The organism is Verrucomicrobiota bacterium (assembly GCA_016871675.1).
In the GTDB taxonomy this organism is placed as follows: domain Bacteria; phylum Verrucomicrobiota; class Verrucomicrobiia; order Limisphaerales; family VHCN01; genus VHCN01.
Map to the genome: position 1 here is coordinate 45,599 of VHCN01000013.1, position 21,979 is coordinate 67,577.

The following is a 21,979-nucleotide window of genomic DNA, read 5'->3' on the forward strand; positions in this document are numbered from 1 at the left end:
CCGGGGCGAATTCAACCGCAATGCCGTCCCGCAACTTTTCCAGGGCGCGGGCGTTGATTTCCGCGTCACCCTTTGCAAATCTGCGCCGCCGCCATGAACAAGCCACGCCTCCTCCTGCCTGCCCTTTGCTCCGCCGCCGCCCTCGCGCTTGCCCCGGCGCGACTCGGTGCCGCCGCGGCCGAACCCGCCGCGAAGCCGCCCGATCTCTCCGACTACAAGACCGTCGCGACCGCGATCACCACCGAGATCAAGAAAGCCAACACGAACGCCGCGCCGCAGAACACCGGTTATCTCGGCGTCAACGCGCACGCCGATCGCAGCGGCAAGGTGATCATCCTTGATGTCGGCCCGGACACGCCCGCGGCCAAGGCCGGCATCCAGCCCGGCGACCAGGTCGTGAAACTCGGCGCCACGATGATCAAGTCCGTTGACGACATGCGCGACTACCTCCAGGCCAAGCCGCCCGGCGAACCGCTGCTCGTCAACGTCAAGCGCAAGAACAAGTCCATCGAGCTCGTGGCCACGCTCGGCGCCACGAGCCGCCCGATGAAGATGGGGGCGCAGCGTCCCATCATCGGCATCACCATGGGCACGGGCGGCGACGAGGAAGGCATCCCCATCTCGCGCGTCAGTTCCAATTCACCCGCGGAGAAAGCCGGTCTGAGATCCGGCGACGTGATCCTCAAGGTGAACGGCATTTCGCTCAGCGGAGCGTCGAGTCTCACCGACAACCTTGCCGACAAGAATCCCGGCGACACCGTCACGCTCGTTTACCGGCGCGACAACATGGAGCAGAGCGTGAAGGTGGAACTCGCCGCGGACACCGAGGGCAACGACCCGCGCTCGATCTTCGACCCGACCCGCACGACATGGAAGAAGGACCTGTATCGGATGGCCGTGATCCTCGTCGAGTATCCCGACGTGAAGCACAACGAGAAGATCACCACCAAGGCGTGGGCGGACTCGTTCTTCAGCACGGGGACCTACAACAAGACCAACGCGACCGGGCAGCCGACTTACGGCAGCTTGAACGACTATTACCTCGAGCTCTCCTGCGGCAAACTCCGCGTCGAGGGCAAGGTCTTCGACTGGATCGAAGTCTCCAAGAAGCGCGCCGACTACGGGCAGACCGCGACGCAGACGGCCAAGACGCAGTTCCTCGTCGAGGCGATGGACGCGCTTGTGAAGCGCGAGGGCGCGGACGCGCTGAAGGAATTCGACGGCGCGATGTTCATCTACGCCGGCTCGCGCTTCTCGACGGCGAACCGCGGCAGCCTCTACTGGCCGCACCGCGCGAGCGTGAGCTTCAAGGGCAAGAGCTGGCCTTACTTCATCTGCCCCGAGGGCGAGGGGTCGCCCGGCGGCGGCATCGGCGGCGGGTTGGGCGGCGCGCGATTCGGTGGCGGCAGCGGCAGCAGCACGAACCGCGAGATCGCCCGCACAATGCAGAACATCAGCGTCTTCTGCCACGAGTTCGGACACATGCTCGGCCTGCCCGATCTTTACGCGCGGCCTGAGAATCCCGGCTCGGAAGGCCTCGGCAACTGGTGCGCGATGTCCAATCAGACCGGCGCGGGCCGTCCGCAGCACATGGGCGCGTGGTGCAAGGAACGCCTCGGCTGGCTCAAGCCCGCAGTCATTGACCCGACCGTGAAGCAGAAGCTCATCCTCTCCCCCATCCAGGGCACGACCAACGAGTGCTACAAGGTGCTCGTGCGGCCCGACGCCAGCGAGTATCTGCTCATCGAGAACCGGCGGAAGATCGGGTTCGACAAGGCGCTGCCCGGCGAAGGGCTGCTCATCTGGCGCATCGTCGGCTCGCGCGTCATCCTCGAGGAATCCCACGGCGTCGAGGGCCCGAGCGGTCCGCGCGTGTTCCCGACCTCGGTGCCGTTTCCGAGCAAGGCCAACGACGCCTACACGCCGTTCACCACGCCCTCGAGCCGCTCGCAACTCGGCGGCGGATTGCCGGTCCACATCACCAACATCCGCCAGCTTCCCGACGGGCGCGTCACCTTCCACATCGGCTACGAATACCAGTGAGGCTCCGCCAGTCGGCGCGGCGTGGACAGCGTCACTGTGCCCGCGCGCCTTCCGTTGCGGCGGCGTTTCGCTCGCGCCACGCGAAGCGGGTCGTGAACGGGTTCGGCTTCTCCTCCACCACGTCCGCGATGAGGCCGCCCATCACCGGCGCGAACTTGAACCCGTGCCCGCTGTCGCCCGCCGCGACCACAAGCCCGGGACGCGCAGGGTCGTGACCCATCCAGAAATTCCCGTCGAACGTGTCGCAATAGAGGCAGGTCTTGCTCAGCAGCACCGGCGCGTCGGCGAGCGCGGGAAACGTCCCCCGCAGGAATTCGCGGAAGCGCTCCTCCTCGCCCGGCCACACGGCGCGCGGCTCGTCAGGCTCCACGCGGCGGCCGGGACCGTGGTTTGCGACCTTGAGCGTGCCGTCCGCGAGCGCGGGGAATCCATACCAGCCCGTGCGCGAGATGTCCGCGGCCCACACGGGAAACCGCGGCGGCTGCCACGCTGCGGGATTCGCGACCTTGAAGTGGAACACCGGCTGCGCCGTCGCCCACATCACGCCGCCCAAGTGCCGCAGCAGCGTCGGCGTCCACGCGCCCGCGGCGACGAGCACGACATCCGCGCGCCATGCCTCGCCGCTGGTCGTGACGACGCCGGCGACCCGTGAGCCGTGTTCGAGCAACCGCGCGAAGCCCGCGCCCTCGCGGACGATCACGCACACTTCCTTCGCCTCCCGCGCGAGCCGCGTTACGACCCGGCCGCTCTCGACCCAGCCCGCGCGCACGCTCAGGTAGCCGTCGGGAAAGTTCTCCGAAGCCCACGCGGGGAACTGTTGCCCGAGCGCCGCTGCATCGAGCCGCCGCAGCGGGAAGCCCCGCTGCGCGAGCCGCGCGAAACTCTCATGCTCGAAGCCGCCCGGCTCCATCGCATCGCGGCGCATGAGCAGGAAACCGTCCTCGTGATACAACACTTCGCCCTGCTGCCGGTTCCACAAGTGCCAGCCCGCGAGGCTCACCTCGCCGAGCGCCGTGTAGAGGTCATCCGCGCCGTAGTCCGCGCGCACGACCTTGCTGATGTCGTTCGACGCCGCGGTCGCGCGCGGAATCGGCCCCGGGTCAAGCAGCGTCACCCGCCACCCGCGCCGCCGCAGCTCGATGGCCGCCGTCACCCCGAACATCCCGGCGCCGACGATGATGATGGTGCGCTCGTTCAAGCCCGGAGTTTGCCAAACCGTGCCGCCGCGCGGTCCCACTCGGCGCGGTCGCGCGGGGCGAAGGTGCGGATGTTGGAGGAGCGCAAGGCCAGGTCGCGCCCGGCTTCGAGCGAGCAGAGCGTGCCGGTGGCGATGGCTTGCACGAGGACGTTTCCAATCGCCGTGGCCTCGGACGGACCGGCGCGCACGGGCACGCCGCAGGCGTTCGCGGTGAACTGGTTCAGCAGGTCGTTCTTGCTCCCGCCGCCGACGACGTGCAGCACGCCGACGCGCGTGCCGGTGAGCAGTTCGATCTCGCGCAGCGTGCGGCGGTAAAGCAGCGCGAGGCTCTCAAGCACGCAGCGGACATACGCGCCGAACGTGCCGGGCGCGGCCTGCCCGGTCGCGTCGCAAAACTCGGAGATCGCCGCGGGCATGTCGCTGGGCGCGAGGAAGCGCGGGTCGGCGGGATTGACAAGCGACGCGAAGGGTTTGGCCCCGGCGGCGAGCTTGGTGAGTGCGTCGTAGTCGAGTTCCTTGCCCGCGCGCGCCCACGAGCGCCGGCACTCCTGCACGAGCCAGAGGCCGCTGAGGTTCTTGAGCAGCCGCACGGAGTTGGCGAAGCCGATCTCGTTGGTGAAGTTCAGCGAGCGGCTCATGTCCGTGATGACCGGCTCGGCGACTTCCACGCCCATCAACGACCATGTGCCGGAGCTGAGATAAGCCCAGTTCGGCGTGCCGAATCGCTGCGCGGGAGCGCCGGGTTTCGACGCGACGGGCGTGGCGGCCACGGCGGCCGCGGTGTCGTGCGAGCACGTGGCGATGACTTCGATGGGACCGAGGCCGGTTTCCTCCGCGAGCTTGGGGAGCAGGTTGCCGAGTCGCGTCCCGGCCGTGGCCAGCGGCGGCATCTTCACCGGCGCGATGCCGACGGCCTTGAGCATCGTGGGCGACCATGCGCGCGCGCGCGGTTTGTAGAGCTGCGTCGTGCTGGCCAGCGAAACCTCGGCGCAGCCCACGCCGCTGAGCATCCAGTTGAAGGCGTCGCCGATGGGCAGCAGCTTCGCGGCGCGCGTGATGCGGATCGGCGTCTCCGCCGCGAGTTGGAACGCGGTGTTGATCGGCATGAACTGCACGCCCGTCTCGGCGAAGATCGCCTCCCATTTCATCTTCTCGAGCAGGATCTTGACGCCGGCCTGCGTGCGCGAGTCGCGGTAGTGGAAGACGGGTTCGATCATGCGGTTCCACGCGTCGAGCAGCACGTAGTCGAGCCCCCACGAATCGCAGCTCACGCTGGCGACCGGAAGCCCGCGCTCCGTGACCTTGCAGAGACCTTCCCGGACGCCGCTGAAGAGCGCGGGAATGTTCCAGTGCAGCCCCGCCTCGGTCCTCAGCGGCGTGTTGGGAAAGCGGTGGATTTCCTCGATCGACAGGCTGTTCGTGCCGACGGTGCCGAGCATCACGCGGCCGCTTTCGGCCCCGAGGTCAACGGCGATATGGCGGGTGGGAGTCACGGCGCGGCAACGTGTCGGCGCCCATTTGAAACCGAACCGCGCGCGCCGCCAAGCCGCAACTCGAATCGCAAATCTCTGTCCGCCCGCGCCGCGAATGCGTTACGGTGGGGCGTCGTCGAGATTGCCTGTCTGCCATGACGCCTTGCCTTTCCCGCCCGTGCGCCGGGCGCGCCCGGCTCCGGCTTGGGACCGCGCTGGCCGCGTGGCTCGCGTGCGCCGGCGCGGACGCCGCGACGCGCGGCGCGCCGGACTTCAACCGCGACGTGCTGCCGATCCTCTCCGACAACTGCTTCACCTGCCACGGACCCGACGAACAGACGCGCAAGGCGAAGCTGCGCCTCGACACGCGCGAGGGCGCGCTCCGCACGAAGGACCCCGTGATCATTCCGGGCAGGCCGTCGCAGAGCGAACTCATCCGGCGCGTCGCGGCGAAGGATCCGGACGACGTGATGCCGCCGCCCGAGTCCAAGCGCAAGCTGTCGGCCGCGCAAGTCGAGACGCTGCGCCGTTGGGTCGCCGACGGCGCGAAGTGGTCGGCGCACTGGGCGTGGGTCCCGCCGCAACGGCCCGCGGTTCCCGTGGTTCAAACTTCGCGGTTCAAGGTCCAAGGCTCGAGGCTGGAAATCCGCAACCCGATCGACCACTTCATCCTCGCCCGGCTCGCGGCGGAGAAGCTCAACCCGTCGCCCGAGGCGCCGCGCGAATCGCTCCTCCGCCGCGTCACGCTCGATCTCACGGGCATTCCGCCGACCCCCGCGGAGGTGGACGCGTTCCTCGCGGACCCTTCGCCCGAAGCCTACGAGAAGGCCGTGGACCGCCTGCTCCAGTCGCCGCGCTACGGCGAGCGCATGGTGTGGGACTGGCTCGATGCCGCGCGCTACGCGGATTCCAACGGCTACCAGGGCGACGGCGAGCGCACGATGTGGCCGTGGCGCGACTGGGCGGTGCAGGCGCTGAACGACAACATGCCGTTCGACCAGTTCACCACCTGGCAGCTCGCGGGCGACCTCCTGCCCGGCGCGACGCGCGAGCAGAAGCTCGCCACCGGCTTCAACCGCAACCACATGATCAACGGCGAGGGCGGGCGCATCGCCGAGGAGAACCGCGTGGACTACATCTTCGACCAGCTCGAAACAACGGCGACCGTCTGGCTCGGCGTGACGATCGGCTGCTCGCGCTGCCACGATCACAAGTTCGACCCGCTCACGATGCGCGATTACTACGGCCTGTTCGCCTTCTTCAACGGCACGCCCGTCGCCGGCGGCGGCGGCTCGGGGCAGACCGCGCCCGTGATGGACTTCGTCACGCCGGAGCAGACCGCGCGCCTCGAGCAGTTGCGGCAGGACGTCGCGCGCGTCGGCGGCGAGGTGGACGAGTTGGAACTCGCCGTGTTCCCGCGCCCCGCGGGCAAGCCCGCGTCCGACTCGCCGGTGGCGAAAGATTTCGCCGCCGAGCCGTCCGCCGCGCTCAAGCAGAAGGGCGCGGCCCGAAACCTCACCCAATTGCGCGGGCTCGCAAAGCTCTACAAGGACAAGGAGCCCGCCGCCTACTCGTCCGCGCTCGCCGCGCTCGTCAAGGCGGTGGAATCCCGCGACGACTTCAACCGCACGATCCCGCGCGTGATGGTGATGGAGGAGATGCCGAAGCCGCGCGACACGTTCCTGCTCGTGCGCGGCCTCTACAACAAGCCGACCGAGGACAAGGTCGCGCCCGCCTTCCCCGCGAGCCTCGCCGTCCGCTCCACAAATCCAGGCGCCAGGCTCTCGCGCCTCGACCTCGCCCGATGGCTCGTCGCCGCGGACCACCCGCTCACCGCGCGCGTCACCGTCAACCGCGCGTGGCAGCTCTTCTTCGGCATCGGCCTGGTCAAGACCAGCGAAGACTTCGGCGTGCAGGGCGAAAAGCCGTCCCACCCCGAACTGCTCGACTGGCTCGCGACGGAATTCGTCCGCACGGGCTGGGACGTGAAGCGCCTCCACAAACTGATCGTGATGAGCGCGGCGTATCGGCAGTCCTCGCGCGTGACGCCCGCGCTGCTCGAGCGCGACCCGGAGAACCGCCTGCTTGCGCGCGGCCCGCGCCACCGGCTGCCGTCGTGGATGCTCCGCGACCAGGCGCTCGCGCTCGGCGGGCTGCTCGTGGACAAGCCCGGCGGGCCGCCCGTGAACCCGTATCAACCCGCCGGCGTGTGGGAAGAGGCCACCTTCGGCAACAAGACCTACAAACAGGACCACGGCGAGGCGCTCTACCGCCGCAGCCTCTACGTTTTCTGGCGGCGCATCATCGGGCCGACGATGTTCTTCGACGTCGCCACGCGCCAGAACTGCACCGTCAAGTCCCCGCGCACCAACACCCCGCTCCACGCGCTCGTCACGCTCAATGACATCACCTTCGTCGAGGCCGCGCGCGCGATGGCCCAGCGCGTGTTGAAGTCCGCGCCCACCACCGACGCGCGCATCGAGTCCGCCTTCCGCCTCGCCACCGCGCGCAAGCCCGCCGCGCCGGAGGCGAAGCTGCTCGCCTCCCGGCTGGAGAAACTCCGCGGCCCGTTCGCGGCGGACCACGCCGCCGCGCTCAAGCTGCTCAAGGTCGGCGAATCCCCGCGCGACGAATCCCTCGACCCCGCCGAGCACGCCGCGTGGACCTCCCTCTGCAGCCTGCTGCTCAACCTCGACGAAGTGATCACCAAGTAGCTCGAAGGATTCCCGCGCTTGACGCCTCCGCCGCGGGCGCCGCCGTGCTCGGCGGGCGCGCTCTCGCCAAGGCCATCGCCGGCCTCGGCGCGCGCGACCTCACGCCGCAGTGAAGTCGGGGTTCAAGCCGGTCGAGGTTGCGCCGCGGCCTCGCGCTTGCGCAGGCCGGCCATCACGCGCGCCATCTGGAGCGCCGTGCGGGCGGCCTCGGCGCCGCGGTTGAAGGTTTTGCCGAGGCATCGCGCCCTGGCTTGCGCCTCGGTTTCGAGGAGGAGGACTTCGTGGATGACGGGGACGCCGTGGGCGGTCTGGAGGCGGGCCAGTTCGGCCGTGACGGCTTCGCCGATGTGCTGGGCGTGGGTGGTTTCGCCGCGGAGGATGACGCCGAGGCACACGATGGCGGACCACGTGGAGGATTGCGCGAGCGCGGCGGCGACGACGGGGATCTCGAACGCGCCGGGGACGCGCACGACGCACACGTCGCGCGCGCCGGCCTTCTGAAGCTCGGCCCGCGCGGCGCGGAGCATGGCGTCGACGTAGCGGCGGTTGTATTCGGACGCGACGATGGCGATGGGCGCGGGCGGGGCGCGGCGTGCCGGGGCGGGTTTCTTGAGCATGGGATGCCGGATTCAGATCAAGTGGCCGAGTTTGTCGCGCTTGGCCTTGAGGTAGCCTTCGTTGTGCGGGTTGGCGGGAATCTTGAGCGGGAGCTGGCCGACGATTTCGATGCCGTAGCCGTGCAGGCCGACGACCTTCTTGGGGTTGTTCGTAAGGAGGCGGATGGTTTGGATGCCGAGGTCGCAGAGGATTTGCGCGCCGAGGCCGTATTCGCGGAGGTCCATGGGGTAGCCGAGCTTGAGGTTGGCTTCGACGGTGTCGAGGCCGCGTTCCTGGAGCTTGTAGGCGCGGATTTTGGGGGCGAGGCCGATGCCGCGGCCCTCCTGCCGCATGTAAACGACGACGCCGGCGCCTTCGGCGGCGACGCGGCGCATGGCTTCGTGGAGTTGCGGGCCGCAGTCGCAGCGGCGCGAGCCGAAGACGTCGCCGGTGAGGCATTCGCTGTGGACGCGCACGAGGACGTTGCGCGCGCCGGCGACTTCGCCTTTCACGAGCGCCACGTGGTGCTGGCCGTCGGTCGCCGAGCGGTAGAGGTGCAGGTCAAAGTCGCCGAACTCGGTCGGGAGTTTCACCACTTCGACGCGCTCGACGAGGCGCTCGCGCTGCCGCCGGTGCTGGATGAGCTGCTCGATGGAGTAGATGCGGAGCTTGTGGCGGCGGGAGAACTTGAGGAGGGCGGGGAGGCGGGCCATTTCGCCGTCGTCGTCCATGATTTCGCAGATGACGCCGATGGGACGGCAGCCGGCGAGCTTGACGAGGTCGACGGCGGCCTCGGTGTGGCCGGCGCGTTGGAGCACGCCGCCGGGTTTGGCGCGCAGCGGGAAGACGTGGCCAGGCTGCACGAGGTCCTCGGGCACGGCGGTCGGCCCGGCCATGACCTCGATGGTGCGCGCGCGGTCGGCGGCGCTGATGCCGGTGGTCACGCCCGTGGCGGCGTCCACGCTCACCTGGAAGTCGGTGCGGAAGGTCTCGCGGTTTTGCGTGACCATGCGCTCGATGCCGAGTTGCTTGAGCCGGTCGCTGGTCGTCGGCACGCAGATGAGCCCGCGGCCGTGTTTGGCCATGAAATTCACCGCGGTCGGCGTGGCGAATTCCGCCGCCATGATGAGGTCGCCCTCGTTCTCGCGGTCCGCGTCGTCCACGACGATGACCATGCGCCCGCGGCGCAGGTCGGCGAGGACGGCTTCGATGGAATCAAACGGGACCTTCATGCGGGCCGCAGTCTAGCCGCGCGCGCGCGGGCGGGGCAAGGCGGGCGTGTTCGGGCTTGAAGCTCCCGCGCGCGCGGCCCGGCGGCGGGGAAGAACGCCGAGGTCGCGAAGTGGCTTGAAAAAAGTCAGCCGGCCGCGGCCGCGCCATCGGTCATTACGCGTGGGCGCTGCTGACTTCGATGGAGTTCTTGGCGAACCGCTGAGGCCGGCCACGAGGGTCCCGCGTTGACATCGCGCCGCGCCGCCGTTACCAAGCCGCCATGAAACAACTCATTCACGCCGCGCTCCTCGTCTGCCTCGTTTCCTTCTCCGCCGTCCGCGCGACGGCGGCGCCCGAGTCGTTCAAGGTCAGCGACCTCACGTTCAAGCGCCCGGCGGGGTGGGAGTGGGTCGAGACGACTTCCAAGATGCGCGCCGCGCAACTCAAGGTCACCGATGCCAAGACCAAGCAGAGCGGCGACGTGATTTTCTTCTACTTTGGCGCGGGCGGCGGCGGCGGCGTGAAGGCGAACGTGGACCGCTGGTTCGGGCAGTTCGAGGAGCCGCGCGAGAAGATCAACGCGAAGACCGAGGAAGCCACGGTCGGCAAGACGAAGGTCACCTACGTCACCGCCGAGGGAACCTACAAGAGCGGCCAACCGGGCGGCCCCTTCACGCCGATGAAGGACCACATGCTGCTGGGAGCAATCGTCGAGGCGAACGAAGGCAGCATCTTCATCCGGCTCACCGCGCCGAAGGACCTCGGCAAGGCGTCCACGGCGGACTTCAAGAAAATGATCGAAACCGCGTTGAAGTAGCCGCGGGTGATTCGCGCCCAGGGAGTTTGTGCGCCGACACGCCCTTGAAATCCCGCGGGTGGCCTGCCAGTTTCTGCCCGTCGCTCAACCCACGTCCATGAAACCGAAACTCACACTAGCCTGCACACTCGCCGCGCTCATGACGTGCGCGGTGGCTGCCGACAAGAAACTGCCCGACGGCAAATCCCTGCTGCCCGCCGACACGCTCAAGGCCGCCCGCCGCCACGCCGGCCCGAAGCCCTCGGGCGAATTCAAGACCGTGGACGTCGGGGACCAGGCCTTCAAGCAGGCCATCCGCGTGACGGTGAAGGAAATCCCCGCCAATCCGTGGACCGTCCAGCTCAGCACGCTGACCAGCGCGGACGCGAAGGAAGGCGACATCGTCCTCGCGAGTTTCTGGGCGCGCTGCGTCGAGTCCAAGGCCGCGGGCACGACGTCGGAGTTTCTCGTTTACTTCGGCATCCCCGAGGGCGGCGTCGAGCACAGCATCGCGCAGGAACTTTCCATCGGCGCCAAGTGGACGAAGGTGCAGGTGCCCGCGCGCGTCGCCGCCGACTACGCTTCGGGCAAGGCGATGCTCAACCTCGACTTCGGCTACGCGGTGCAGACGGTCGAGGTCGCGGAGATCAAGGTCACAAACTTCGCCCGAGCGGTGAAACTCGAAGACCTGCCGGGCTCGGGGTTCTGACCGGCTTGCGGGCTGACACGCCGCGCCCGATTTGTTGAAGTCACCCCGTGCTTTGGCGCGCCCGATCGTTTGAATTCCGGTTCCCCCGTCCCGCACTGGTGATGGGCATCGTGAACGTCACGCCGGACTCCTTCTCGGACGGCGGGCAGTTCCTCGACGCGGACAAAGCCGTCGCCCACGGACTGCGACTCGCCGGCGAGGGCGCCGACATGCTCGACATCGGCGGAGAATCCACGCGCCCCGGCGCGGAACCCGTCTCCGAGGCCGAGGAACTTCGCCGCGTGCTTCCCGTCATCAGCCAGCTCGCCGCGCGCGTGAGCATCCCACTCTCCATCGACACTCAAAAGCCCGCGGTCGCGCGCGCCGCGCTCGGCGCCGGCGCGAGCATCGTCAACGACATCGCCGCGAGCCGCGCCGACCCCGCGATGGCGCGGGTCGTCGCCGAAGCCGGCGCGGGTTACGTGGTCATGCACATGCAAGGCACGCCGCAAACCATGCAGCGCGCCCCGGCCTATGCCGACGTGGCGGCCGAAGTGGACGGGTTCTTCGCGGAGCGGTTGCGGTGGCTCGCGCCGCACGGCGTGGCGGCGGAACAACTGGCGCTTGACCCCGGCATCGGCTTTGGGAAGACGGTGGGGCACAATTTGAAATTGCTCGCGGCCATTCCGCGGTTTACAAAGCACCGGCGCCCGTTGCTGGTCGGAGTCTCCCGCAAGTCATTCCTCGGGCAACTCCTCGGCGCTGGCGTTGCGGCGCGGCTTCCGGCGGCGCTGGCATGCACGGTGACGGCGGCGCGCGACGGCGCGAACGTGTTCCGCACGCACGACGTGGCGGCCACCGCGCAGGCGCTCCGGATGGCCGAGGCCCTCGGCGCGCAGGACATCCGATGAACTGGACCCCGATCAAAGAGCACTGGCGGGACGGCGTGGAGATTCTCCTCCTCGCGGTGGTGATCTATTACGCCTACAACTTCCTGCGCCGGACGCGGGGCGCGCCGATCGTCAACGGGTTGCTCGTGCTGTTGGCGCTTGCGTTCGTCACGGCGGCGCTCAAGCTCGAGGTGCTGAGCTGGCTGCTGAGCGCGGTCCTCACGCTGTCCGCGCTTGCGGCCGTCGTGATCTTCCAGCCCGAGTTGCGCAAACTCCTCGCCGAGCTCGGCACGCAGCGGCTGTTTGTCACGGCGCGAGAGCAGCGCGAGAAGATCGAGGTCATCATCCAGACGGTCGAGCGCCTCGCGGATGTCCGCATCGGCGCGCTCATCGCCATCGAGCAGAAGATCGACCTCCAGAACGCCGTCGAGAGCAGCATCGTCGTGGATTGCGAATCCACGCCCGAGATGCTCGAGACGATCTTCTTCCCGAACAACGCCATCCACGACGGAGGCGTCGTGATCAAGAACGGCCGCATCCTCCGCGCCGCGTGCATCTTCCCGCTCACGCAGCGACCCGACCTGAGCAAGTCGCTCGGCACGCGCCACCGCGCGGCCATCGGGCTTGCGGAGGAGACCGACGCGCTCGTCGTGGTCGTCTCCGAGGAAACCGGCCAGCTCTCGTATGCGCACAATGGGCAGTTCACCAAGAACGTGACGGTCGAGGCGCTTCGTTCGTTCCTCACCGCGGAACTCATCCCGCAAGGCCGCCCGCAAAACGTCCTCGAATGGCTGCGAAGCCACGTCGAGGCCTGGTTGAAGGAGCGGCCCGCCCCCGCGCCTCCGCACTCCGATCCGGGCCCGTTCACCGCCGCCAAATCCGCCCGCCCCACCGCCGCGCCGCCGTCCGTCCCGCCTGCGAAGGCGACGGCCAAGCCCTGACCCCGCCCGCCGATGCTCCGCGACCTGATCGTCACAGATTTCTGGGTGAAGCTCGTGTCCGTGCTCGCTGCCGTGGTCGTGTGGGGCACGGTGAAGATCAAGATCAGCCGCCAGCCGGACCCGGTCGCGAAGGCCGAGAGCGCGCTGGAAGCGCGCACCTTCCGCAAACTTGCCGTCGCGATGCTCAAGGCGCCCGGCGATGCGCGCGGATTCACGGTTGCGCCCGGCGAGGTGGACATCACCGTCACGGCGGCATTCGAGGTGATGAGCACGCTCGGGGCGCGCGACTTCGAAGTGTTTGTAAATCTCACCGACGCTCGCGACATCGTGGGCAGGACCAAGCCCGTGGTCGTGCACCTGCCCGAGGGCGTCACGCTCTTGAACGTCGAGCCCCGCGAGGTCACAATCTCCGCCGCGCAACCCAACGCGCCACGGCTGAACGCGGACAAGCAACCGAATCCATGAGCGCCCAGAAACGACTTTTCGGCACCGACGGCGTCCGCGGCACCGCCAACATGGAGCCCGTCACGGCCGAGACCGCGCTCAAGCTCGGCCGCGCCGCCGCGCACGTCTTCAAGAACTCCGAGTTCGGCTCGCGCGGCCGCGGCAAACACAAGATCGTCATCGGCAAGGACACCCGGCTCTCCGGCTACATGCTCGAGAACGCACTCTCCGCCGGCATCCTCTCGATGGGAGTCGACGTGCTCTTCATCGGACCGCTGCCGACGCCCGGCGTCGCGTATGTCACGCGCAGCCTCCGCGCCGATGCCGGCATCGTCATCACCGCGTCGCACAATCCTTACGATGACAACGGCATCAAGTTCTTTGGCCCCGACGGCTTCAAGCTCGCCGACCCCATCGAGTCGCAAATCGAGGACCTTGTCTTCAGTGGCGACGTCGAGGGCATCCGGCCCAGCGCGCTCGAGGTCGGCAAGGCCGTCCGCATCGACGACGCCCTCGGCCGCTACATCGAGTTTGCCAAGACCTCCTTCCCGCGCGGACAGACCCTCGACCACCTGCGCATCGTCGTGGATTGCGCGAACGGCGCCGCCTACAAGGCCACGCCCTGCGTGCTGCGCGAACTCGGCGCCGAAATCTTCGTCTCCGGCCACACGCCCGACGGATTCAACATCAACAAGGAATGCGGTTCCATGCACCCGCAAGCCTTGTGCTCGAAAGTCCGCGAATACGGCGCCAACCTCGGCATCGCGCACGACGGCGACGCCGACCGCGTCCTCCTGTGCGACGAAAACGGCACGATGCTCGACGGCGACGACATCATGGCCATCGTCGCGCTCGACATGCTCGGCCACGGCACGCTCGCGGGCAAGACGCTCGTCACCACCGTCATGAGCAACGCCGGCCTCGACGCCGCGGTGCAGGCCGCCGGCGGGCGCGTCGTCCGCACCGACGTCGGCGACAAGAATGTGATCGATGAAATGTTGCGCGGCGGCTTCAATTTCGGCGGCGAGGAAAGCGGACACCTGATCTTCCGCGACTACTCGACCACCGGCGACGGCCTCGTCGCCGCGCTGCAAGTGCTCTCGATCATGAAGGCGGGAGGCGTCGCCCTGTCCGGCTTGTGCCGGGGTTGGGCGCGCTTCCCGAAAGTCGTCACCAACATCAAGGTGCGGGAGAAGCGCCCCTTCGCCGAGCTCAAGGGCGTGATGGCCTTGATCAAGGAAGCCGAGGCCGAGGTGCAGCCCGCGGGCGGGCGCGTGCTGCTGCGCTACTCGGGCACCGAGCCCAAGGCGCGACTCCTCCTCGAAGGCCGCGACACCACCGTCCTCAACCGACACTCCAAGAAAATCGCCGAAGCCATCCAGACGCAGGTGGGAGGGTAGCCGGGCCGGACGCGTCACGCATTTGACGGAATGGGTGGACCACGGAGGCCCAAAGGTCACGAAGCAGGCGCAGCGGGAGTCCGCCCGTTCGCCGCCCGGTGACCTGTGCGTCTTCGCGGTTCAATCAGCGCTTCCATAATCCGTGTTCATTCGTGTCGCTTCGTGGTTAACTCCCGCGCGAGACTGACCGATGGCGCACGTATCGGATTTCCTTTCGCCCGCCGAGCTGCAGAAGATTTCCAATCTGCAGGTCGTCGCGCGTCTCGTCGTCGAGGGGTTTTTCTCCGGCCTGCACAAGTCGCCGCACAAGGGCTTCAGCGTCGAGTTCGCCCAGCACCGGCAGTATGTGCAGGGCGATGAAATCCGCCGCCTCGACTGGAAGGTGTTCGGCAAGACCGACCGCTTCTACATCCGCGAGTTCGAGGAGGAGACGAATCTGCGCGCCACGCTGCTGCTCGATTTGAGCGGCTCGATGGCCTACGGCGGCGACCACTCGCCCTCCAAGCAGCAATACGCCACGCGGCTCGCCGCCGCGCTCGCGTATCTCATGCTCCAGCAGCGCGACAGCGTGGGCATGGTCACGTTCGACTCGAAGCTCCGCCGCTACATCCCGCAACGCTCCGGCGTCGGCCATTTGCGCGTGCTCATGGACGAGTTGCAATCCGCCCACCCCGGCGGCGAAACCGCGCTCGCGTCCGTCTTCCGCGACCTCGTCCCGCGCATCCACCGGCGCGGGCTGCTCATCATCCTCTCGGACTGCTTCGGCGAGGTGAAGGACCTCGTCACCGCGCTCGCGCAGTTCCGGCACGCGCGCCACGAGATTCTGCTGTTTCAGATTCTCGACCGCGACGAGCTCACGTTTCCCTTCAAGCGCTGGACCAAGTTTGACTCGCTCGAAGTGCCCGGCCAGTTCCGGCTGATCGAGCCCGCGCAATTCCGCGCGGCGTATCTGGACAATCTCAAGAAATTCCAGGACGAACTCACGGCCGGGTGCCACCGGCACCGGATAGACCTCGTTCCGATGGTCACCGACCAGCCGTATGCCGAGGCGCTGGCGGCTTACCTGACGAAGCGGCTCGCGCGAGGATGACCTTTCTCAACGCCATTCTGCTCGGCGGTCTCGCAGCGGCTTCGCTGCCGGTGCTGATCCATCTCTTCAACAAGAACCGCTTCCGCGTGGTGCGCTGGGGCGCGATGCACCTCATCAACACCGCGTTCGAGAAGAACCAGCGCCGCCTCAACCTCGATCATCTGCTCCTGCTGCTCGTGCGCTGCGCCATCCCCGCCGTGCTCGCGCTGTGCATGGCGCGGCCCGTCCTCACGGGTGCGGCGCGGTTGCTTGGAGCGGACAAGGCGTCGCTCGTCGTCCTGCTCGACAACAGCTACTCGATGGACTCGGGCGCGGGCGCCTCGGCGAACTTCAACACCGCCCGTGACACGGCCACGAAGATCATCGAGGGCGCGGGCCGCGGCTCGGATTTCTCGGTGCTGCTCATGGCGGGCGGGGCGCGGCCGCTGCTCGACGGCGCGGGCTTCGATGTCCCGCGCCTCGTGAAGGAACTCGGCACGCTGCACGCCGGCTACGGCAAGGCGCAGGTCGGCGAATCGCTCGAGGCCGCGGCCGCGCAAGTCGGCCGGATGCAGCAGCCGAACCGCGAGATCGTCGTGCTGACGGATTTCCAAAGGGTGAGCTGGTCGGACGAACAAGCTGCGGCCCGGGCCCGCGCCGTCGAGCAACTCAAGGCGCTGCCGCTCCCCCCGCAGGTGACGCTGCTCCACGTCGGCGCGCCCGGTCGCGACAACGTGGCCGTCGAGTCGCTCGACTTCTCGCGGCTCGTGCTCGGCATCGGGCAGACGCTCAACGTGCGCGCCAACGTGCGCAACTTCGGCGAGCGCGATTATCCGGAGCTGCGCGTCTATTTCCGCGTGGACGGCCGCGAGCGGTCTGCGGCGCAAATCCAACTCGCGGCCGGCGAGCAGCGGCAGGTGCTGTTCACCACGGCCTTCGACACGGCGGGCTCGCACGTCGTCGAAGTCCACGCCGACGCCGACGCGCTCAAGGCCGACAACTCGCTTTCCGCAAGCATCCCCGTGTGGAACGAAGTCCCGGTGCTGCTCGTCAACGGCGACCCCAGCCCGGAGCCGCTGAAAGGCGAGACGGATTTCCTCGAGGTCGCGCTGCAGCCGTTTGGGCAGGCGAAGGCCGGCCTCACGGACCTCATCAAGACGCGCGTGATCCCGACGGCGGAGCTTGGCGCGGCGTCGCTCGCGCAGCGGCGCGTGGCCGTGCTCGCCAACGTGCGGCAGATTTCGGACGTGCAGCTTGCCGCGCTGCGCGACTTCGTGAAGGACGGCGGCGGTTTGCTCATCTTTCCCGGCAACCGCGCGAACACGGACTGGCACAACCTTGTCTTCGCCGGCCGCCAGGGCGCGGAAGAGCTTCTGCCGCTCCAACTCGCGTCCCTCGGCGGTTCGCCGGATGACCACGCGCCGCGCGCGCGCATCGTCGCGGAGCATTACTCGCATCCCGCGCTTGAACTGTTCAACGACCCGCGCAACGGCTCGCTCGCCGACGCGCAGATCAAGCTCTGGTATAAGCTGCGCCTGCCGCGCGAGCCGGACCCGAATCTCACCGTGATCGCGAACCTCTCGTCCGGCGACCCGTTCCTGGTCGAGCGCCGCGTGGGCGAGGGCCGCGTGATGTTATGCACGACCGCGTGCGACGCCGACTGGGGCGACCTCCCGGTGAAGCCATTCTACCTGCCGCTCATGCAGCGCCTCGTGACGTATCTCGCCTCGACCGTGTTCCCGCCGCGCAACGTCGAGGTCGGCAAGCCGCTCGCCGCCTTTTTTCCGAAGGCCGAGGCGGGGCGGGTCGCCGTCTTCACCGACCCGTCGGGCTTGCGGCATGAAGTGGCGCTGACGGCAAAGGGTTCGCGCGCCACTGCGGAGTTCACCGAGGCTCGCCAGCCGGGGCTTTACGTGATGAACGGGCCGGACGGCAGCACGGTGCACTTTGTCGCGAACACGTCGCGCGAGGAGTCCGACCTCAGGCCGCTCTCGCCCGCCGAGCGCGAAGCCATTGCGAAGGCGATGGGCGCGACGGTGGTGAACTCGCTCAAGGAATACCAGGACCGCGACCACGGCCGGCGGTTCGGGCGCGAAATCTGGAAGCCACTGCTGTGGGTGGTGCTGGCGTTGCTGCTCGGGGAGCTGGCGCTTCAACAGTGGTTCGCTGGAAGGCGATGACATGACGGACCTGCGTTTCATCGGCGACTGGCGGTTGGGGAGCGGGCTGGTGCTGGCGGTGGCGCTCGCGGCGCTGGCGTTCGGGTTGTATCGGCGCGAGACGCGCGGGAGGCGCGACGCGCTCGCGTGGCTGTTGCCCGTGCTGCGGTCCCTGGCGGTGTTCCTCGTGGTGTTGATGCTCGCCGGGCCGGTGTTGCACCATCGCAAGCTTGTCGGCGAACTCGCGCACGTGCTGCTGTTGGTGGACACCTCCGAAAGCATGCGCCTCACGGACGAGGCGATGGAGGTGCCGCGCAAGCTCCTCGTCGCGCAGCAACTTGGCTGGGTGCCACCCGAGAAGTTCAACGTCACGCTGCGCGGCGTTGCTTCGCGCCTCGCCGCGGCGCAGGCTGCGACGCTTGCGCCCCCCGGCTCCTCCGCGGCCGACCTGCCTTCCGTCACCGGGGCTTTCGTGGAACACGTGGAGGCGGCAGGGGATCAGCTTGCAAAAGTCCCCGGCACCGTGTGGCCGGACATTTCCAAGCAGTCCGCCACCTTTCAACGCGAGTTGCTCACGCCCGCGCGCAAGCTCGTCGCGGCCGGCGCCGGGCGGGATGCGCGGAAGGCCGGACAGGATCTCGCGGCGCTGGTCACCCTCGCCGGCAAGTGGGAAAGGGAAACCCGCAAGGCGTTCGACGAGCACGTGGCGCGGGTGGCCGCGTCGAATGACGCAACCGTCGTCGCCGCGCTCAAGAAGCTTGACGCCACGCCGCGCTGGCAGCGGCTCGAAATGTTGCTGCTCGGCGGCGGGCACAGCATGCTCGACCGGCTCGCGTCGGAACACCAGGTCGAGCTGGTCGCGCTCGCGGGCGACAAGGCCGAGACGGCGTGGCTGCCCGGCGCAGGCGGCGTGGATCCTTCGCAGAAGGCGCCGCAGAAACTTCCGCTGGCACCGACGAACTCGCCGACGAATCTCGGCGACCCGCTGCGCGAGCGGGTGACGGCGCTGCGCGGGGGCGCGAAGTCGGCCGTGGTGCTCTTCACCGACGGCCAGCACAACTCCGGCGCGTCGCCCGTGGAGGTCGCGAAGATGCTGGGCAACCGCGGCGTGCCGTTGTTTGTGGTCGGCACGGGCTCGCAGCATCCGCCGCCGGATCTCGCCGTGCTCGACGTGAAAGGCCCCGAGACGACGGCGCCGGACGCGCGGTTGCAGGGCGAAGTGGTGTTGAAGGACGACATGCGCGCCGGCACGCCGTTCACGCTGCGCATCGAGCATCAGGGCACGGTGCTGTGGGAGAAGCAGCTTTCGACCGAGAACAAGCACACGCGCGCGGTGCCGTTTGATTTCCCGATCAAGGATCTGGTGGCGGCGCGGATGCGGCAGCTCGACAAGGACCTCAAGTTCACCACGCTTCCGCTCGCGTTGAAAGTGTCGGTGCCGCCCGTGCCTGGCGAGAAGGACGTGACGAACAACACGGCGACCCTTCGCACGACGGTGATCACGCAGAAGCCGAAGGTGCTGCTGCTCGACGGCCGTCCGCGCTGGGAGTTCCGCTACCTGCGCAACCTGCTCGAGCGCGACCAGCGGTGGGACGTGAACGCGCTGCTCGCGGGCGCGGGCGGCGAGCAGCGCCCGTGGCAGCGCGGGCTCACGAACGGGATGTTCCCGGCGAACCGCGAGCTTCTGTTCACCTACAGCCTCGTGGTGTATGGCGACCTGCAGCGCTCGCAAGTCCGCACCGACGAACTGGATTGGCTTCGGGAGTTCGTCGAGAAGCGTGGCGGCGGACTGGTCTTCATCGACGGGCGGCAGGAGGGTTTGACGAACCTGCTCAGCACGCCGATTGCGCCGCTGTTGCCGGTGCGCTGGCAGGGCGCGCCGCTGGGCGCGAGCCCGGTGCGTCTGGTCGTGAAGCCACAGACGGTGGGCGCGGGGCCACTCACGCTGCTGGCGGACCCCGTGGCGAACTCGGAAACGTGGGCGGGTTTTCGCGGACCGCACTGGGTGGCGCCGGCGCAGGCGTTGCCGGGTGCGGAACTTTGGGTGGAGGCCGAGAGCGGTCCGTCGCGCGCCGCGGCGCTCGTGTTCCGCCGCTTCGGCGCGGGCCGGGTGCTTTACGCCGCGCACGATGAATCGTGGCGCTGGCGGTTTGAGGTCGGCGACTTGCATCACCAGAAATTCTGGAACCAGGCCGCCAAGGCCATCATGGAGGCGCCGTTCCCTGTGCAGGACAAGTTTGTCTCGCTCGACAGCGGGCCCGCGAACTACAAGCCCGGGGACACGGCGGATATCCGCGTGCGGTTGCGCGACGCGCAGGGCGGCATGCTTCTGCGCGCGAAGGCCGAGGCGCAATTGTCGCGCGATGGCAGGCGGGTGGCCTCGCTGCCGCTCGCGGCAGATGAGAATTCCGGCGGCGTCTATCGCGCCCGGACCGCGCCGCTCGCGCCCGGACAATACGAGGTGAGCGTGACGGTGGAGGGACATCCGGAAGCCGGGGCGAAGGCACGGACGGAATTCGGCGTGTCCGGCCAGTCCGGGGGTGAGATGACGCACCTGCACTGCGACGAGGCGCTGCTGCGGCAACTGGCGCATCACTCTGGGGGCGAGTTTTTCCGCGAGGAGGATCTCGGCGCGCTCGCCGAGCGTCTCAAGCCGTTGAGCCAGGCGAAAGTCGTGGAGAGCGACACGGTCCTGTGGCGGAGCTACTGGTGGTTCGTCCCGGTGATCTTGCTGCTGGTCGTGGAGTGGGTGCTTCGCAAGCGCGCGGGGATGATCTGAGACTGGCGGCGCAACGAATCTCCCAGGGCTTTTTGACCTTGATTGCTTTGTCTCGCGCATCGCGCAGCACGCGCAGCGCTGTTCGTGGGACGACACAGCAGCGGCCTATCTGCGGGTGTTGGAGGAAGCCCTCGCGCCGAAAACCGCGTGACGGGACTTGGGAAAAAACTGTAGGGAAACTTGCTGCGCCGGAGTTGATTCGGCCTTGATTTCAATATGCCTTCACGCAGTATCCGGCAAGCCGAATGAAACCCAGAAACCGTGGTCTTTGCGCCCCGTTGGCTGCGCTTTGTCTTGGTCTGGGAATTCTGTGGCTGCGGCACAACTCCGTCGTGCCATCCGGGCCGATCGCACCTGTTGTCGCTGCATTGTCCCGGGCTCCGGCGGTGGCGAGCCCCGTTCCCCGCGATGCGGCGGGCGGCCCGGCGCATCCTTGGGACCATTGGCGGGGCAAGGCGGCGCGAGTTCAGATTCCTGCATCCGCCGCCGTCAGCCCGGAAGCCAAGGCCGCGCCCTTCGCCGCCTTCCGTGCGTGGATGGCAACGCGGGTTGCGTCCGGCTCGACGCCTGATGCGGCTTCGGCCACCGAGGGTGTCGCGCTCGCAAAAGCCCGGCGGGAGGCGATGGCGCGGTGGATTCGAGAAGACCCGGCGTTTGCGCTCGAGATGGCGGTGTCGCGCGATGCCCGCGCGAATCTGCCCGCGGCCGTGCTCGAGGAGTTGGAGATGCCGTTCAGCCGCCGGGGCGACCTCGAAGTGTTGATCGTCTGCGGGTCGGGCATTTCGAAGCAGGACCAGTTTCGCCGGTCCGTGACGATGGATGGGGTTTCGCAAAAGGTGTTCGTCTACGGCCGCCGAGCGAATCAGGCCACGAAATACAACATCCCGCTGCACGGGATCGCGCTCGACGGTTTGGTGGCGTTGCACGAAAGCCCCGTGCGGCAGCTCGATCCGCTCGAAGGCGCGGCGATGGGTTTTGACGCAAACGTCATCCCGCTGCACGTGGGCGACGGCGTGATGGCGGCGGTAGGCGACCGCGACGCGCAATCCATCGAGGCGAACCTGATCGCAGCCGAGAACGTATTGGGGCCGCATGTGCGGCTGATGGGACAGCGGGCACCGGGCGGCGGCGGCGGCGGGTCATTTCCGCCGGGGACGATGGCGTTCCCGCCCACGCCATCTCATACGTTTGGCGCCAAGCGGTTCCTGGTGATCCGGATAGACTTCTCGGACGACACCACGGTGCCGGTGACGCTCCAGGGTGTGAACGCGGTGATGACCAACGTGAACCGGTTCTTCATCGAGAACTCGCGCAACCAAACGTCGATCACCGTTTCGAACATCCCGGTGGTGCTCCGGATGCCGCAGACCAAGGCGTTCTACGCGGGTGCCTCGGTGAACGTGCTGCGGACGGACGCGCTGGCGGCCGCGCGGACTTTCGACGCACAGAACGGCGGCACGGGCGCGTTCAACCCCGACCGGTATGACCTCGACACGGTGGCCTTCAGCAACATCAACGGGGCGGCCTACGGGTTTGCAGGACTGGCGACGCTCGGTGGCAAGGGCATGTGGGTGAAT

At 68.2% G+C, this 21,979-nt stretch carries 16 protein-coding genes; 12 read left to right on the top strand and 4 right to left on the bottom strand.

What is annotated here, in order from left to right:
- Positions 1-93: 93 nt before the first annotated feature.
- A complete protein-coding gene (locus FJ386_04870) occupies positions 94-2,043 on the top strand; it encodes a M6 family metalloprotease domain-containing protein (protein ID MBM3876039.1) in 1,950 nt (649 codons plus the stop codon).
- Between the two features lie 31 nt (positions 2,044-2,074).
- Here the strand turns inward: FJ386_04870 and FJ386_04875 are convergent, their stop codons facing one another.
- Together FJ386_04875 and FJ386_04880 are read right to left on the bottom strand one after the other, a co-directional pair.
- Positions 2,075-3,241: an FAD-dependent oxidoreductase gene (locus tag FJ386_04875; protein MBM3876040.1), complete on the bottom strand. Its 1,167-nt coding sequence runs from the start codon at positions 3,239-3,241 to the stop codon at positions 2,075-2,077.
- The gene (locus FJ386_04880) at positions 3,238-4,734 is read right to left on the bottom strand and encodes a rhamnulokinase (protein ID MBM3876041.1); all 1,497 of its coding nucleotides are present in this window, start codon (positions 4,732-4,734) and stop codon (positions 3,238-3,240) included. Before FJ386_04880 ends, FJ386_04875 begins: the two co-directional genes overlap by 4 nt.
- Before the next feature lie 134 nt (positions 4,735-4,868).
- Between FJ386_04880 and FJ386_04885 the strand changes: the two genes are divergently transcribed.
- The gene (locus tag FJ386_04885) at positions 4,869-7,427 is read left to right on the top strand and encodes a DUF1553 domain-containing protein (protein MBM3876042.1); all 2,559 of its coding nucleotides are present in this window, start codon (positions 4,869-4,871) and stop codon (positions 7,425-7,427) included.
- Positions 7,428-7,549: 122 nt separating this feature from the next.
- On the opposite strand, the gene ribH is transcribed toward FJ386_04885, so the two are convergent.
- Together ribH and FJ386_04895 are read right to left on the bottom strand one after the other, a co-directional pair.
- Complete coding sequence (gene ribH, locus FJ386_04890; GenBank protein MBM3876043.1) at positions 7,550-8,044, bottom strand: 6,7-dimethyl-8-ribityllumazine synthase; 495 nt, start codon at positions 8,042-8,044, stop codon at positions 7,550-7,552.
- A gap of 12 nt (positions 8,045-8,056) precedes the next feature.
- Positions 8,057-9,256, bottom strand: a complete 1,200-nt coding sequence (locus FJ386_04895; GenBank protein MBM3876044.1) for a bifunctional 3,4-dihydroxy-2-butanone-4-phosphate synthase/GTP cyclohydrolase II — start codon at positions 9,254-9,256, stop codon at positions 8,057-8,059.
- A gap of 260 nt (positions 9,257-9,516) precedes the next feature.
- Between FJ386_04895 and FJ386_04900 the strand changes: the two genes are divergently transcribed.
- From FJ386_04900 to FJ386_04945, 10 genes are all read left to right on the top strand, one after another.
- Positions 9,517-10,053 (top strand): hypothetical protein, encoded by a 537-nt coding sequence (locus tag FJ386_04900; protein ID MBM3876045.1) that lies wholly within the window; start codon positions 9,517-9,519, stop codon positions 10,051-10,053.
- 97 nt (positions 10,054-10,150) lie between these two features.
- Positions 10,151-10,741: a hypothetical protein gene (locus FJ386_04905; GenBank protein ID MBM3876046.1), complete on the top strand. Its 591-nt coding sequence runs from the start codon at positions 10,151-10,153 to the stop codon at positions 10,739-10,741.
- A 101-nt stretch (positions 10,742-10,842) separates the two neighbouring features.
- A complete protein-coding gene (gene folP, locus FJ386_04910; GenBank protein ID MBM3876047.1) occupies positions 10,843-11,631 on the top strand; it encodes a dihydropteroate synthase in 789 nt (262 codons plus the stop codon).
- Positions 11,628-12,551 (top strand): TIGR00159 family protein, encoded by a 924-nt coding sequence (locus tag FJ386_04915; protein ID MBM3876048.1) that lies wholly within the window; start codon positions 11,628-11,630, stop codon positions 12,549-12,551. Before folP ends, FJ386_04915 begins: the two co-directional genes overlap by 4 nt.
- 12 nt (positions 12,552-12,563) lie before the next feature.
- The gene (locus FJ386_04920; GenBank protein ID MBM3876049.1) at positions 12,564-13,016 is read left to right on the top strand and encodes a hypothetical protein; all 453 of its coding nucleotides are present in this window, start codon (positions 12,564-12,566) and stop codon (positions 13,014-13,016) included.
- A complete protein-coding gene (locus FJ386_04925) occupies positions 13,013-14,395 on the top strand; it encodes a phosphoglucosamine mutase (GenBank protein MBM3876050.1) in 1,383 nt (460 codons plus the stop codon). Before FJ386_04920 ends, FJ386_04925 begins: the two co-directional genes overlap by 4 nt.
- A gap of 190 nt (positions 14,396-14,585) precedes the next feature.
- Positions 14,586-15,485: a DUF58 domain-containing protein gene (locus tag FJ386_04930; protein ID MBM3876051.1), complete on the top strand. Its 900-nt coding sequence runs from the start codon at positions 14,586-14,588 to the stop codon at positions 15,483-15,485.
- Positions 15,482-17,644 carry a VWA domain-containing protein gene (locus tag FJ386_04935; protein ID MBM3876052.1) on the top strand — a complete coding sequence of 721 codons (2,163 nt, stop codon included), beginning with the start codon at positions 15,482-15,484 and terminating at the stop codon, positions 17,642-17,644. The genes FJ386_04930 and FJ386_04935 overlap by 4 nt, the downstream gene beginning before the upstream one ends.
- 1 nt (position 17,645) lies before the next feature.
- Complete coding sequence (locus tag FJ386_04940; protein MBM3876053.1) at positions 17,646-20,402, top strand: VWA domain-containing protein; 2,757 nt, start codon at positions 17,646-17,648, stop codon at positions 20,400-20,402.
- Positions 20,403-20,938: 536 nt separating this feature from the next.
- The coding region (locus FJ386_04945) for a hypothetical protein (protein MBM3876054.1) at positions 20,939-21,979 on the top strand (1,041 nt) is incomplete at its 3' end.

Coding starts and splice junctions, on each gene's coding strand:
- FJ386_04870 (MBM3876039.1), top strand. CDS start 94: ATGAACAAGCCACGCCTCCTCCTGCCTGCCCTTTGCTCCGCCGCCGCC.
- FJ386_04885 (MBM3876042.1), top strand. CDS start 4,869: ATGACGCCTTGCCTTTCCCGCCCGTGCGCCGGGCGCGCCCGGCTCCGG.
- ribH (MBM3876043.1), bottom strand. CDS start 8,044: ATGCTCAAGAAACCCGCCCCGGCACGCCGCGCCCCGCCCGCGCCCATC.
- FJ386_04895 (MBM3876044.1), bottom strand. CDS start 9,256: ATGAAGGTCCCGTTTGATTCCATCGAAGCCGTCCTCGCCGACCTGCGC.
- FJ386_04900 (MBM3876045.1), top strand. CDS start 9,517: ATGAAACAACTCATTCACGCCGCGCTCCTCGTCTGCCTCGTTTCCTTC.
- FJ386_04905 (MBM3876046.1), top strand. CDS start 10,151: ATGAAACCGAAACTCACACTAGCCTGCACACTCGCCGCGCTCATGACG.
- folP (MBM3876047.1), top strand. CDS start 10,843: ATGGGCATCGTGAACGTCACGCCGGACTCCTTCTCGGACGGCGGGCAG.
- FJ386_04915 (MBM3876048.1), top strand. CDS start 11,628: ATGAACTGGACCCCGATCAAAGAGCACTGGCGGGACGGCGTGGAGATT.
- FJ386_04920 (MBM3876049.1), top strand. CDS start 12,564: ATGCTCCGCGACCTGATCGTCACAGATTTCTGGGTGAAGCTCGTGTCC.
- FJ386_04925 (MBM3876050.1), top strand. CDS start 13,013: ATGAGCGCCCAGAAACGACTTTTCGGCACCGACGGCGTCCGCGGCACC.
- FJ386_04930 (MBM3876051.1), top strand. CDS start 14,586: ATGGCGCACGTATCGGATTTCCTTTCGCCCGCCGAGCTGCAGAAGATT.
- FJ386_04935 (MBM3876052.1), top strand. CDS start 15,482: ATGACCTTTCTCAACGCCATTCTGCTCGGCGGTCTCGCAGCGGCTTCG.
- FJ386_04940 (MBM3876053.1), top strand. CDS start 17,646: ATGACGGACCTGCGTTTCATCGGCGACTGGCGGTTGGGGAGCGGGCTG.